At 46.8% G+C, this 14,128-nt stretch carries 10 protein-coding genes; 5 read left to right on the forward strand and 5 right to left on the reverse strand.

From position 1 onward, the window contains the following. Positions 1–3 precede the first annotated feature (3 nt). From LRP49_RS04485 to LRP49_RS04505, 5 genes are all read left to right on the forward strand, one after another. Positions 4–450: a hypothetical protein gene (locus tag LRP49_RS04485; RefSeq protein WP_274140510.1), complete on the forward strand. Its 447-nt coding sequence runs from the start codon at positions 4–6 to the stop codon at positions 448–450. A 39-nt stretch (positions 451–489) separates the two neighbouring features. Continuing rightward, a complete protein-coding gene (locus LRP49_RS04490) occupies positions 490–1,878 on the forward strand; it encodes a glycerophosphodiester phosphodiesterase (protein WP_274140511.1) in 1,389 nt (462 codons plus the stop codon). Positions 1,879–1,891: 13 nt separating this feature from the next. Continuing rightward, a complete protein-coding gene (locus LRP49_RS04495; protein ID WP_274140512.1) occupies positions 1,892–4,255 on the forward strand; it encodes a hypothetical protein in 2,364 nt (787 codons plus the stop codon). A 354-nt stretch (positions 4,256–4,609) separates the two neighbouring features. Next, positions 4,610–6,085: an N-acyl-D-amino-acid deacylase family protein gene (locus LRP49_RS04500; protein WP_274140618.1), complete on the forward strand. Its 1,476-nt coding sequence runs from the start codon at positions 4,610–4,612 to the stop codon at positions 6,083–6,085. After that, complete coding sequence (locus tag LRP49_RS04505; RefSeq protein ID WP_274140513.1) at positions 6,082–6,474, forward strand: RidA family protein; 393 nt, start codon at positions 6,082–6,084, stop codon at positions 6,472–6,474. The genes LRP49_RS04500 and LRP49_RS04505 overlap by 4 nt, the downstream gene beginning before the upstream one ends. Positions 6,475–6,576: 102 nt before the next feature. Here LRP49_RS04505 and LRP49_RS04510 read toward each other — a convergent pair whose 3' ends face one another. The 5 genes from LRP49_RS04510 to LRP49_RS04530 are packed head-to-tail and all read right to left on the reverse strand — an operon-like array spanning position 6,577 to position 14,127. After that, on the reverse strand, positions 6,577–8,517 hold the full coding sequence (locus LRP49_RS04510) for a bifunctional diguanylate cyclase/phosphodiesterase (RefSeq protein ID WP_274140514.1): 1,941 nt from the start codon (positions 8,515–8,517) through the stop codon (positions 6,577–6,579). A gap of 54 nt (positions 8,518–8,571) precedes the next feature. Next, complete coding sequence (locus LRP49_RS04515; protein ID WP_274140515.1) at positions 8,572–9,171, reverse strand: OmpA family protein; 600 nt, start codon at positions 9,169–9,171, stop codon at positions 8,572–8,574. After that, on the reverse strand, positions 9,168–10,532 hold the full coding sequence (locus tag LRP49_RS04520) for a TolC family outer membrane protein (RefSeq protein ID WP_274140519.1): 1,365 nt from the start codon (positions 10,530–10,532) through the stop codon (positions 9,168–9,170). The genes LRP49_RS04515 and LRP49_RS04520 overlap by 4 nt, the downstream gene beginning before the upstream one ends. A 27-nt stretch (positions 10,533–10,559) precedes the next feature. Continuing rightward, positions 10,560–11,942, reverse strand: a complete 1,383-nt coding sequence (locus LRP49_RS04525; RefSeq protein WP_274140520.1) for an HlyD family type I secretion periplasmic adaptor subunit — start codon at positions 11,940–11,942, stop codon at positions 10,560–10,562. Then, positions 11,935–14,127, reverse strand: coding sequence for a type I secretion system permease/ATPase (locus tag LRP49_RS04530; protein ID WP_274140521.1), 2,193 nt, complete (start codon positions 14,125–14,127; stop codon positions 11,935–11,937). Before LRP49_RS04530 ends, LRP49_RS04525 begins: the two co-directional genes overlap by 8 nt. Position 14,128: the final 1 nt, after the last annotated feature.

Raw genomic sequence — 14,128 nt, forward strand, 5'->3', positions numbered from 1 at the left:
AGCATGCCAAGTTTTGACCCACCGTATTACCAGAAACTCAGAGATGACCAACAAGACGACCTAGATGGATTAGGTCGTCATCTCGCCAACTATGAAGATTCGCTAGCGAACATACACAGTATTTGGCGTGATCAGGCGGCGCAACGTGTAAGCCAACGGTATATCCGTGAGTTGCAAAATAGCCAAGAAAGTCTGCACACCGATTTAACGAAGCACCTTGAAAGTACCGAGGAACAACAAGGTTTGTTCAATAGCTTGATGTCACAGCTATTGCAAAGCTATGAGTGCCAAGACAGGTACGACGAATTGCACGACACGCTTCAACAGACGGATACGGAAAGAGACAAGGCTGAAAGAAAAGGTTTGGTGATGGAAACGGAGTACAACGATCACCAGCCGAATACTGAGCATTGTCTTAGCACCATTGATAACCACATTAAACCTATTTAAGACACCATGTTAATAAGACGAATAATTTACGTCGCCCTGATGGGCGCGACGCTAGCGGGCTGCGCCGGAGGCAGTAGCGTCACGTTAGCAAACGATCCAGTTGGGGCTTTGAGCCATTTTCCGAACGATGCCGAAGGCAAGCTAGGGCGTAACCTTGAGTACAGCGAAAATGAGCTGATTGATATTCAGCATGCGTTGGCAGACAGGAATCTGTATCTGACATTGGGTGGTGATATTGGCTTCTTCGATCAGAATTGTCCCGTCAATGTTTCGGCCCACCGTGGAGACTTTCGCCAGACAGAAAACTCGGTTGCCTCGCTGGAAGGGGCCATTTTGAATGGCTATGAAGAAGCGGAACTGGATGTCCAAGCAAACCGTGACGGCAGTTGGGTTGCGTATCATGATGCGTATACGGGCAAAGCAGTCGGTCGGTGGGATGGCAAACGCTATCGCATTTCAACCATGTCTAACTCTGATTGGATCAAAAATCGTGTGCGGGATACCGAAGGAAACCTTACCGAGGAATCTCCGATTTTTGCATCAGGCATGATTAACACATGGAGTAATGCGATACCCGGTCAGACGTTAAACATCGAGATCAAGGGTGACCCAAGTCATGATGACCTGAGATACCTGAACAACATCGCAAGATGGCAGTTGGAAGAAGGTAGCTACTATTTCAGCTCCATGGAGATAGAACATCTTGAGTACCTGCGCAAACTCAACCCAAATGCCATGATGGCGTATCTTTGGGATCCCGATCCTCAATCAATTGAAATTGCAAAACGTGATTTACGACGCGCAGTAAAAAGCGATGTTTTGTATCAGCGAAATCGCCGTTATATCGATTTAGCGGACGATTACTCCCGTCGCCGCTATAAAAATGACGCAAAGCTTTCTGCGGCTGAAGTGCGACAGAAACTTGGCCCAAACAGTGGGCTATATGTCGACATTCGTAGCTTTGAGCGTCATCCCACCATCGAAAAACGTGCTCGTGAGCAGGGCCTAAAACTGGCGACGTACACCATCAACAGTGATGAATACCACCGTGAGCGTTTGGCATACCTTGCAAAATCGGGACGTGCTTTGCCTGACACGGTGATCGTCGATAGCACCAAGTTTGCTACCTGCATTGGTTTGGAGCCAGAGTTGGTGGCGAAAAAAGGCGAGTACCGTGCAAATACTGAGCTTGGTCAAATGATTTCAAAGCTGCCAAACGATGCCGACTTCTCTCAGTTAGAGCTGCAAAAAAGCTATATGGCAGACGACCACTATTTGTCATACACGCAGCAAGTTCGTTCGATTTATGCGACAGAAAAAGTCGCGCCTCGTGCCAAATCCAAACATCAGGGGTACACAGAAGTGATCATCAAAGATGTTGAAATGGATGTGCTCGTTGAACCCATTATTATCAATTTGCCTGATTAGGAAATAAGTCAGTATGAACCAACCTAAACCGCGCTGGTTAGCGGTATTGCTTTTTGCCTGTTCACTAATCTACTTAGTTCCTGAGGTGATATTCAACGCTAGACTCGTAGAAGTAGCTGGTGGTGCGGGTCTTTCGCCAGAAACACTCCACCTGGCGGAGCTTTTTGGTAGAACCATTTCCGGTATTGGTGTGACTTTGCTTCTCATCGATTTACTGGTTGTGAAGGGTGTTGCGAAACGCGCTGCCACCGCGATTCCTTCGATTATCCTGATCGCCGTTATTGCTTGGCCTACCGTCTTCTTTGGTCAAAAGTGGTTAGTTGATCGCTTTATTGTTGAGCCTTCGTCGGCTGAGCAGCGCAAAGATGCATTCTTTTCGACAGTGCTTCGTTCAAGTTTGGCGCATAACGCGCTTCAAATTGAAGGCATTCCTTACGAAGCGGACCATGCGACAACACCTTCTGAAATGACATTTTTGGCGTTGATGGGCGGCCTGATTTACAGCAACGACGCGTTTCTCGACAGTGTTGATAAGCAAAAAGGGACGATTGTTGAGCGTTATCTGATTAACCGTGCAGGCAGTGAGTTTGATGGCCACTATGCACAGTACCAAGAAATGCGAACCCAAGTTAACGGCGCATGGAAGGAATACGAAAAAGCGAACAACAAATACTACAGTGCCGTAAATGGTCGCACTAAAGAAGCCAACAAGGCATGGGGTGAAGTTGAAACCCAAGTCTTGAAAGGCTGGAATGACTATCAGAAAGCCGAGAAGGCTTACTTGGCTCGCGCGGAGGCGAGAGCACAGGAACTTGCTCCGAAGATCTACGCGAATTTTGAAGAGCGAAATCGATGCATTGATCGTTATAACCAGTCAGAAAGCCGTTTTACTCGCTGTATTGATAACAATGAAGCGAACTACAAGAAAAATCTCAAAAAGTATGGCTTGCCTTACCGTGAGATGGATTTCTGGTTAGTAAAAGAAAGCCGTGAAAAGGGAACGACAACGGTCAAAGAAAGCATCATGACCTTGGGCATTTCGGCACTACTGGCAGGCATTGAAATTGCTGCAGGGGATGGTGGCGAAGTCGAAGAGCAAATGGTGTTCTCGAAGCGTGTGAGCAATTATACGCCAAAAATTTTGGGACTGATGCAGTCGCAATTTGAGCGCGAAACGGGTTACCCAATGGGTATTGCAACGCTCACTGAGTTTCGTCATAACAAAGTCACCGCACAAAAAGTAAGAGCGCGTGTGGCGAAAGAAGGGCTGACGCTTCCGAAAACGTGGACCTTAAAGCAAATTACCGTCTTTAAAAATGCCGTTAAAACCCAAATTCTTGACGAAGCGAATCGTCGTTGGAAGGCAGAGATGGATAAGCGTGACATGGCCATGAAGCCGGGACTTAGCTTCTCGAGTTTCCAGCGTCACAGTGACATTCAAGATGAAATCAAAGCGCAGATGGGTGAACGCTTCTACGTGGAGCCGATGCTGACAACATGGAACAACAAAGCGTTCTATAACAATGTCATCATGGTTAACGTAAACCGCGAACGTGATTACTGGCTGAACTATATGGAGTCAGCAGTCAGTCAGTTTGAAGATGGCGCACCGATGGCTGAAGACGGTAAGAATGCACTGCGTTCTATCATTGTACCGCCAATTTCGATGTCTATTTCTTTGTTACTTGTTCTGGTGACCTTCCTGAAATTGCCGTTTAAGTTCTGGAAGTTGCTCAGCTACAACGATGACAAGCTGGGTGAGATTACCGCAAGCGAAAAACGCAAAGCAAAGTGGATCGAGCAGGGTATTGGCTTGCTGATCATCGCGGCGATCTTTGTTGTTCCTGTTGTCTTGGGTAAGTCCAAATTTACCGACGAAAACACAACCACGGGCTATTTCTTGTCAGAAATCGATAAGATGGTATCGCCAGTTGGTTCAACAGTTTTGACGTGGGTATTGCACACTCAACCCGTGATCCAGCCAGTGGGTAACGCGTTTGAGCGTAACTTTGGTTTGTTCTCACTGTTTGAAAAGACGGTAATGGAGCCAATCAACAAGCTGGATAAGCAGGTTTACGCCATGATTTCGCCAAGTGCTGCTGGTGCTAAGGGCACGCTCGACGCCACAGCACTTAACGAACAACGCGAAGCGGTGAAGAAACGTGGTCAGTTGGCGGAAATGCCTTTTACGGTAAAAACGAATGTGAGTAACGCCACTATCCGTGTATTGAACATCAAGCCTAAGTATCAGCCGGGTATGAAACTGGCATTGGGCAACTACCATGTAGAAGTGTCTGCGCCGGGTTACAAAACCGCGAAGAGCTGGGTCTCTCACAGCCAAAACCGTAATGAGCACGAGTTTGTTCTTGAGAAGTAACCCTCTACATCAACCGATGTCGCATCGTTTGCTTAGCATGGCACGACGCTAGAACTGGGAACCAAAAAGCCGCTGATGAGAGTCAGCGGCTTTTTTATTTTTGATTCCTTCGCTAGGCAGTGTGTTTAGTTCGGATGTTTGTCGCGAATATGCGCGCCTAATGAATGAGTGGATAACTGCCGACTTGATATACATGCGACAGTTAGACATTATCTCAAAGAAAGAGATACTTACGAGTGCTGAGTGAGGCCTAGTAGGTTCAAACCCTAGGCAGTAAATAGCAGGAAGCTATAAGTTTTGGCGAGTCAAAAATCGTCAACTGCCGGGAAAGCAAAATGGAATGCTGAGGCCATGATGAAATACGGAAGTTTAATTAAGGGCGCAACCATTATTGATGGCCAGAATCAGCCTCCATTTGTGGCGGATGTGGCCATTGTTGATGAAAACATCGTGGCAATTGGTCAGTTGGATCCGTCCAATGCCGATAGCATTATTGATGCGAATGGCCTTGTGTTGAGCCCAGGCTTCATTGACGTACATACGCATGATGATACCAACGTAATAAGAATGCCTGAGTGTGTGCCTAAGATATCTCAGGGTGTAACAACCACCATTGTTGGTAATTGTGGGATCAGCGCATCCCCTGCGGTGTTAACGGTTGCGCCGCCTGATCCCATGAACTTATTGGGTGAGCAGCAAGACTTCAAATATCCCAACTTTGCCAGCTATGTCGATGCAGTCAATCAAGCACAGCCAGCCGTAAATGTTGCCGCATTGGTCGGGCATACGACGTTAAGAAATAACGTCATGGACGATCTTTATCGTACTGCGACACCTGAAGAAATTCGAGAGATGAAGGTGCAACTAAGGCAAGCACTGAGCGAAGGTGCGCTGGGGTTGAGCACAGGTTTGGCATACGCCAGTGCAAAGAGCTGTGATGAACACGAAGTGCTGGCGTTGACGCAAGAACTGACGCGAGCGAATGCCATCTACACCACACACTTGCGGACAGAGTTTGAAGGCATTTTGGATGCCATGGATGAAGCGTTTCGCGTAGGAATGGCAGCGAAAGTCCCGGTTGTTATCTCTCACCTCAAATGTGCAGGAGCAGGAAACTGGGGGAGAACAACCGACGTCTTGAAGAAGATAGATCACGCTCGTCAGTCTCTGGACGTGGGTTGTGATTGTTACCCCTATACCGCGAGCTCTTCGACGCTAGATCTCAACCAAGTTACTGACGAATACCCGATATTTATCACTTGGTCTGTTCCTCATCCTGAATTGGCGGGGCAGTTGCTGTCTGACATTGCATGCGATTTGGGTTTGAACTTGCTTGACGCCGCGAAAGTGCTTAAACCTGCGGGTGCGGTTTATCACAATATGGATGCGCAGGATGTAGAGCGGGTACTTAAGTATCCACTGACCATGATTGGCTCTGACGGTTTACCAAATGACCCACACCCACACCCGCGCTTATGGGGTGCTTTTCCGCGCGTGTTGGGCTATTACTGCCGTGAGCGCAAACTGTTTCCTCTCACCACCGCCATTCACAAGATGACAGGCTTGTCTGCACAGCGCTTTGCTCTCGTTAAGCGCGGTGAAATTAAAATCGGTAACTTTGCTGATCTCGTGTTGTTCGACCCAGACGAAATCATTGATACCGCCAGTTTTCGCGAACCGAAACAGGCAGCGAAAGGAATTCACACCGTCTGGGTCAACGGAAAAATCAGCTATCAACAATCAACAGGCGTTCAGGGACGACACGGCCGTTTTCTACGGCGTAAAAATACTGAACTTGCTAGCAGTAAATTAATGGAGATAAATTCATGACAATTAAACGATATGGCAGCGAAGGTGGCACCGGTACCGGTGGGCAGCATTTGCCTTTTTCTCGAGCGACGGAGGCCGGCGGCTTTTTGTATGTGTCTGGCCAAACGCCAATGATTGATGGAGAAGTGGTAGAAGGCGGTATTGTCGATCAATCCCGTCTCGCGATTCAAAACTGTGTCGACATCATGGAAGAGGCGGGTTACACCTTGGCGGATGTTGTGCACGTCAAAGTGGTGTTAACTGACTCGCGCTATTTCCAATCCTTCAACAAGGTGTTTCAAGAGTTCTTTGGTGCGCATCCGCCAGCCAGAATTTGCATGGTTTGTGATTTGGTTGTTGATGTGAAAGTGGAAGTAGACGTGACGTGTTACCGCGCGGATCGCGTTTAATCCTATAAAGCCCTACACCAAAGAGCCCTTAGCCGCGGATGAGAGTCAGCGGCTTTGTGCAAAAAAGAGGGGCAGTGAACAATTTTGGTGATGGTGACGAGTTTATGCACTGCGGGCCAAGTCTTCTCTCAAGGGAACAGGGGGCGAAATATAGCCAAAATACCCATCAATTTGGGTGTCAGAAAATAGCGCGAGTTGCTGTTTATACTCTACCGCAGAGATAATGACCTCAATACCTAGACTTGATGCCATTTTTATCATTGGCTTAAGCAGAAGATGGTTGTTGTCGTCTTCACAGTGCTCTAAGAACGAGTGATCGAGTTTTATAAAGTCAGGCTTCAAGGATTTCAGGTAAGTGATTGAGGATAAGTGCTGTCCGAACCTATCTATACCGAAGCGGATACCTTCATGCTTCAACATTGCGCAGGCTTTTTCACAATCATTAAGATGCAGACAAACTAGCACCTCGGCAAACTCGAAGTAGATTCGATCCTTCAATTTATTCTTCCTAACTTTATCCACCAACCACGTTATAAATCGAAAGTCTTTGACACTGCTGGGCGTCAAATTGATAGACAGTGGCGGAATGGTTGGGTCATTCCTCAATATATCCATGGTGTGTGATATGACGCATTGGTCGAACTTTGTAGACAATGAAAATCGTGAAAGGTCTGAAATGAGATTGGATGCAGGGATAGATTTATTACCGAGTAGGATATGGGCGTACACTTCGTAATGTTGGGTAGTATGAGCCGAATTGGAAAAAATGGGCTGAACCATCAAATTGAACGCATTGTTACAAACGGCATCCTCAAGTTGTGACCTCAATGTCGTCTGTGAATACTCATAGAGTGTTTCGGAAAAATGAAAAACGGATTGCGTGTCTTCTGCATGCTGTAACGCGTCATTCGTACGTGACAGTAAGGAGGAGACTGTGTCGCCGCTCTGTTTTTCGGCAATGCCAATGGTGTATGCATTTGCTGCAGGCAAACCATTGTTTAGCACTTCATTGTTAAAGGCTCGGATGAGCTTACTCAGGATCGTTCTCGCTTCTTTTTCATGAACGCTGGGGATGAGAATGGCAAGCTCAGCTTTGCCAAGCCTAGCGGCAAAGGCATCGTGAGAGCGTGGAATTACGTTTTGAAGTGCGATGTTCAAAGAGCGCATGCAATCATTTAAACTCTTCGCGCCCTCATTGTGTTGGTCTGATTCCAGCCACCTAAGGTTGATGAGCATGACGACACCACAGTCCCCGTCTGAGAGCCAGCTTTCCAATTGCCTCATAAAAAAGCTTCTGTTTGGGAACCCTGAAGCTTGGTCGAACAAGTATTTCTGCCTGAGTGCGTTTATCTCTTCATTGAGTGTTTCAAACAGGCTGTGTAACTGAGATGACATCTCGTTGAATGCGTTCGTAAGCTCAGAAAGGTCGCTGGCTTTTGGGTCAGGTAATCTTGCTGAGAAGTCGAGTTTTGCAATGCGTTTGGCTTCTTTAGTTATGCTAAGTACGGGTGAAAGGGCCCGTTTTAGCGTAAATCGAACAAGCAGGGTGGCAATAACAATGATGGATAAGGCAAAGAGTGTAAAAGGACCGGAAAGCTCCCAAAGTGCTAAATAGGCATAATCTGACGTGACGGTAATCGATAATGTGGCAAGATCAGTCCAACCATTGTTGATGGTGGTTGTCATCCAAATTGGCTCTACGAAGCCCAAAGAGATAAACCACTCAGGTACCGTTTGAATTACATCGCTTTGATATGTCCAATTCTGCAAATCACCATCGAACATCCACTGCAGTGTGACGTTTTGCAGCATGGTGCCTTCAGACATAACGGTTGAGAAGAAAATATCGCTTTTCTCTCGGTCACCCGTTTCTAATATCGGGATCAAAGCAACACTCATGTTTTGCAATGCACTGTTAGCATGAAGCTGCATTTCTTGTTTGAGAAAGGCGAGGTTAATTGCAAACTCGGCCACCGCTAAAACCGAGCAAAGGAGCAAGAGTATTCCAACCACAACAAGCGTAATTTTATTCGTTATCGTCATGCTTAGTTCCATTTGTGGGGTTCTGGACGCATCAGTCACAAAACGTTTTAGGATTTAGTCTTCTAATTCTGTGTATATGGTCCATTTCAACGGCGTAGTCTTGCTGCTCCCTTGAATGTTAGCGACGACGCGCCGATTACGTTCATGAGCCTCAGGTGTATCTGCCGTATCCAGTAATTGTTCTTCGCCATAGCCAACTGCTCGTATTCGGCTGTGGTTAATCCCGTGCTCGAACGAGAGCAGAAATGCGACGGCTTTTGCGCGCTTCAACGAAATCCATTTGTTGATATTGGCTTTTCCTCGCGCACTTGCATGACCTTCAATGGTGACGCGGGTGTAGGGATATTTCTTCAGGAGGTCTGCAACGCGTTTTATTTCTGGTAAGTGATCGGGTGTTATTGATGATGAACCGTTCGTAAATTGGATTTTTAGCGTGATTTGCTTGTTAATCGTTTTGGCACCTGCGCACCCATGATTGTCGACGATTGCACCTTGTAACGTGTTGCCACATGCATCTCGTTCTTGTATGACACCATCGAAATCAAGATCGCGAAGATCGCTAGGTTGTGCGAAGTCTTCAGGAAACGGCATGACCTTGTTTCCGCTGCATCCAGACAGAAGAATGAAAAGTAGGGTTACGAATATGACTCTCATTTTTGGTCTCCTCTTTTCTCTGGCACTTTTGGCGCAGAATTCACGGGAGGCTGAACCCGAAGAGATGAAAGCAAGTTTCCAGTAGCATTAAGTATCCGGTAATCCGCGACGAGGAGGTCATATTCCGCGGCGATATAGTCTTTTTTGGATTCAAAGACCTCATTCTCAGAGTCCAGTAAATCGATAAGTGTGCGTTGTCCAAGGCTAAATTGAAGTGTGTAAGCACTTTGTGTTTGTCTCGCAGAGATAACATGTTCTTTTAGGTACCCTAGCTGCTCAACAAGGTTGATCCGTGCGTTCCACGCCAATGTGGCTCCTTCAATAACATCCCTTACTGCCGTTTGGTTTACGTCTCTTGACTCCCCAATGCGATAGGCCATCTCCTTTTCAAATGCCGTATCCCTTCCGCCATTGTAAAGGTTGTAACGCACGCGAAGCATGGCTTGAATGTCGTTATCGTGGCCTAGTGTTCCGCCAATATCGTTATCCCAGCCACCGTTGATTTCCAAGCTGACCTCGGGGGAGTAAGCTGATTTTGCGGCATCATGTTGATACTGCGCAGCAAGGATGTCTGAATTGGAAATTTTGAGGGTAGGGTGCGCTTTTTGCGCTGCAGACAGCGTTTGCTGTAGCGTCGGGGGAATAAAATCGGCATCAGGAACGGGAGGGATAAGGTTTTCAGGAGAAAGATTGACGACACGTACAAAGTTACTCTTTGCATCCATCAAATTGTTCTTTGCAACGATCACGTTTGATTTCGCTCGCGCAAGTCTGCCAGTGATCTGGTAAAGGTCCGCAGCGGAACCTAATCCTGAGTCCGTTTTTTCTTTGATTTGACCATAGATGGTTTTGTGGCTCTTTAAGTTTTCTTCAGAGAGTGATACCACTTCCTTCGCTTGAATATACTTGATATAGACTTTTACTGTTTTCAGAGCTTGCTCTTCAGAGACGGAGATAAGACGCCAATATGCTGAGGTTTCTTCTGCTTTTGAACGCTCGACCTCGTTCTGAGTTTGAAAGCCACTAAACAGTACTTGTCGAATACTAATCCCTGCTTCGCCTGGATTAAGACTGTCATTTTCTCTGCCGCCAGCGCGAGTGGAAGGGCTGTCGGTCTGCTCCCAGCCATAGGCGGCGGTGATATCAACCGTGGGCAAGAACCCGGAGAATGCCTGTCCTATTTGTTCTTGTTGCGCTTTGTAAGCATTGAATGTTCTTCGAACTTCAGGGCTCGATGTCAGCGCATTGGCAACTGCTTGCTCTAACGATTGAGAGAAGCTCACGGCCGGTATGGCCAATGCCACGGGCAAAGACCATACAATGCGCCTAGTTAAACGTGTGATGCTTAAAGTGTTATGCATAGATACAAACTCCAGAGCACTGTTTATTTATCGTTCTCGAAGTGCTGATTCTCGTGCGCGCAAAATAGGATTTAGTATGTAATCAAGTACGGTGCGTTTTCCTGTAACAATATCCACACTGGTGAGCATGCCAGGAATGATGGGCAAGTCGCCCCCGTCGCTATCAGCAAGGTTCGAGACATCGGTTCTCACTCTAACGAGATAGAAGCTATTACCTTTTTCATCTTGTGTTGTGTCGGCACTAATGTGCTCAAGTTTGCCTTTTAACCCGCCATAACGTGTGAAGTCATAGGCAGTGACCTTAACGACGGCGGGTAAACCGGAATGAAGGAATGCAATATCTTTAGGCTGGATCTTTGCTTCGATGAGCAGTTGATCTTCGGTAGGCACGATTTCTAGTATGTTGTCGCCGGGCTTTATGACACCACCTAATGTATTGATATGAATAGTTTTTATGGTGCCATTGACGGGGGAGGTGATGATGGCTTTGTCTACTTTGTCTTGTGCTCCAACTTTAGCTTGTTGGAGGCGAGAGAGCTTGGCTTCTAGCTCGCTTATTTGGGTTCGGTTTTCATTCTCAAAGGACAGGACGGCTTCACGTCGTTTTAATATGGCCTCATCCTGCTGGGCTTTGAGCTTAGGCTGAAGTTGATAGAGAGCAGCAATTTCACCACGTATATCGTTAACTTTCCGTTGGAGTTTAAGCAGTTCAATTTCTGGGACAATTTTTTTCTTGGCGAGTGGCTTTGTTAGTTCATACTCTCTTGCTACCAGTTTTGCACTGCTTTCTAATGTTTTGATTTTGGTTCTTAGTTCTTTTATTTCTTGTTGTTTTTGAAGGACTTGTCGAGATTGGATGTCAATGTGGTTCCTCAGGCTATCAAGGTGGCCAAGATATTCAAGTTGTTGACGTTTTAATAACTCGGGAGCTTGATTTTTTAATTCATCAGGGAACACCAGTGGGGTAGGGTCAATCTGGATTTGATCTTGCCAACCGACTTCTAGACCTTGCAGTTGAACGCTGTTTAATTCCTCTTGTAATCGGATAATGTTTGCGTTGAGGCTTGCATCCTCTTCTTCCTGTTGGGCGACATCTGAACGAAATCGTGTGTCGTCAATGTGAACAAGCGGCATTCCTTTTTCAACTACCATGCCTTCTTTGACGAACATCTCCTGTAATATTCCCCCATCAAGGCTCTGAATGAGTTGAACTTGAGAGGAAGGAATAACTTTACCTTCGCCCCGTGTTACTTGATCAAGCGATGACATCGCTGCCCAGGTGATAAACGCTGCAACCATCACAATAATTAACCAGACAACCACGCGATATCTGCGGGGGACATCCATCATCATGGCCCCATAAACGTCGTCTGCCATGTCGAGGTGTTCTTGTTCTTTTGCCTTACTCATTGTTTGCACTCCGCCTCGGTTCGTTGTCAGACCCTTGACCTTGAGAAAGTTTCTTAAGCACAACATCCCTTGGCCCATCCAGAAAAATGCGCCCTTTTTCTAGCACCACAACACGGTCGACAATGTCTAAGAGCGACATCTTATGAGTAACGAGCAATAGTGTTCTTTCTTTGCTCACCTGATGCATGGCACGAATAAATTGTTTTTCAGCAAAGGCATCCATAGAGGATGTAGGTTCGTCCATCAGCAAAATTGAAGGGTCATTCAAAATGGAGCGAGCTAAAGCAACGGCTTGACGTTGCCCTCGTGAGAGAGATTCACCTCGTTCACCGACTTGTTTATCAAGCCCCTGAGAGTCCAAAGATGTAAATTGGCTGACGCCTGAGAGTTGAACGGCGCGAATGAGTTGATGTTCTGTGACTTGGCGTGTGCCAAAGAGGATGTTGTCGCGAATTGTGCCGTGAAAGAGTGTGATATCTTGAGGCATGTAGCCTACATTGCGACGGAGGTCGGCAGGGTGGATCTGCTTAGAGTCGATACCGTCAAACCTCAAACTGCCTTGCGTTGGATGATAAAGTCCGGCGCACATTTTAAGCAACGTGGTTTTCCCAGAACCATTTTTCCCAATGATGGCGACACTCTCACCTTCCGTAATTTTGAGCGAGCAAGGGTAGAGGACAGGTTCTTCGGTTTCTTGAAAGGTAAAACTGACGCCGGACGCTTCAATTTGGCCTTTGAGTTTTTGTCGGCTAATCAAATGCCCTTTATCTTCAAACTCATCGTTTTGTTCCATTAGCGCATCGAGTTGGCGAAGAGAGCTGGCCGTCTGATTTGATCGCGTAAGCAAGTTGGCTAACTGTGCCATCGGGGAGACGACTCGACCGGAGAGCATGACAGCAGCGATAATCCCACCCATAGAAATATCCCCTTTCGAGACGAGGTATACCCCTAAGATCACCACCACGACTGAGGTCATCTGCGTAATAAACGTGGCGAGGTAGGACACGGATTGAGATATCTTTTTGACCTTTAATCCCCATGTCGCTGAATGCGCGATCATTTGCTGCCATGTTTTTTGAACGATGCCTTCTGCGAGGTTCGCTTTGATGGCTTCCATGGCAGAGAGACTTTCAATTAAGTGTCCGTTTTTTAGTCCAGCGAATTTGTTGCTTTCTTCAATAGCGTCTCGAAGCTTGGGTTGAATCGCAAAGGCATAGCCAATAATGATGATGCCTGAAGCCAAAGGAACGACGGCCAAATCTCCCGCGAAAATATAGATGATAAATAGAAAGAAGATAGCGAAGGGAAGGTCTACCAACGCAGTGACAGTGGTTGAGGTCAGCATTTCCCTCACGCTGTCAAATTCGCTGATTTGTTTTGCCATTCCCCCTACGCTGGGGCCACGTTTTTCAAGCGGTATACCAATGGATTTTGCAAACAAACGAGATGAAATGACGATATCGATTTTCTTCCCCGCGTTGTCTATCAACATGCTTCTCACGTAGCGTAGGACGTAATCAAACGCAAAAACCAATGCGGCTCCGCTAGCGAGAACCCATAAGGACTCAAAGGCTTGGTTAGGCAGGATCTTGTCGTATACGTTCATCATGAACAGCGGTGAGACTAACGCAAAAATGTTGACGATGACTGAAGCGAGAAGGGCTTCGCGGTAAATAGGGGCGGCTTCCCAAAGCATCGAATACAGCCAGTGACCTTTTTTTGTATGTTGGTGAATATCGACACTTCGATCGCCCCGATACTGCTTTTTGATCAATATGGCATAGCCGACGTACTGTGCTTCGAGATCTTCCAAACTCAGTGTGGTTTCTCCACCTGTGTCCGGCAATTGAATAACCGCTTGTTCGTTTTCATTGTCCAAAGAGCGCAAAATACAGGCTTTATGATCGGCTAATAGCAATACGCAAGGTGTGAGCATGTCGCCTATCGTATTGAGTGGTTTTCTTGCTATTTTGGAAACCAACCCAGCTCGGGATGCGGCTTGTGAAAAAAACTCTGGTGTGAGGCGTGCGTCTCTCATCGGTAAACTGGCGACTAACGCCTCGGCTGAGCATGGGGACCCGTAGTACTCAGTGAGTATCACCAAGCAATCCAGCAATGGATCCTCTGTGGTTTGGACTGAACTCGGAATGCTCCACTGAGGTTTTACATTATCGGCTAATCGCACT

The organism is Enterovibrio qingdaonensis, from assembly GCF_028683135.1.
GTDB lineage: Bacteria > Pseudomonadota > Gammaproteobacteria > Enterobacterales > Vibrionaceae > Enterovibrio > Enterovibrio qingdaonensis.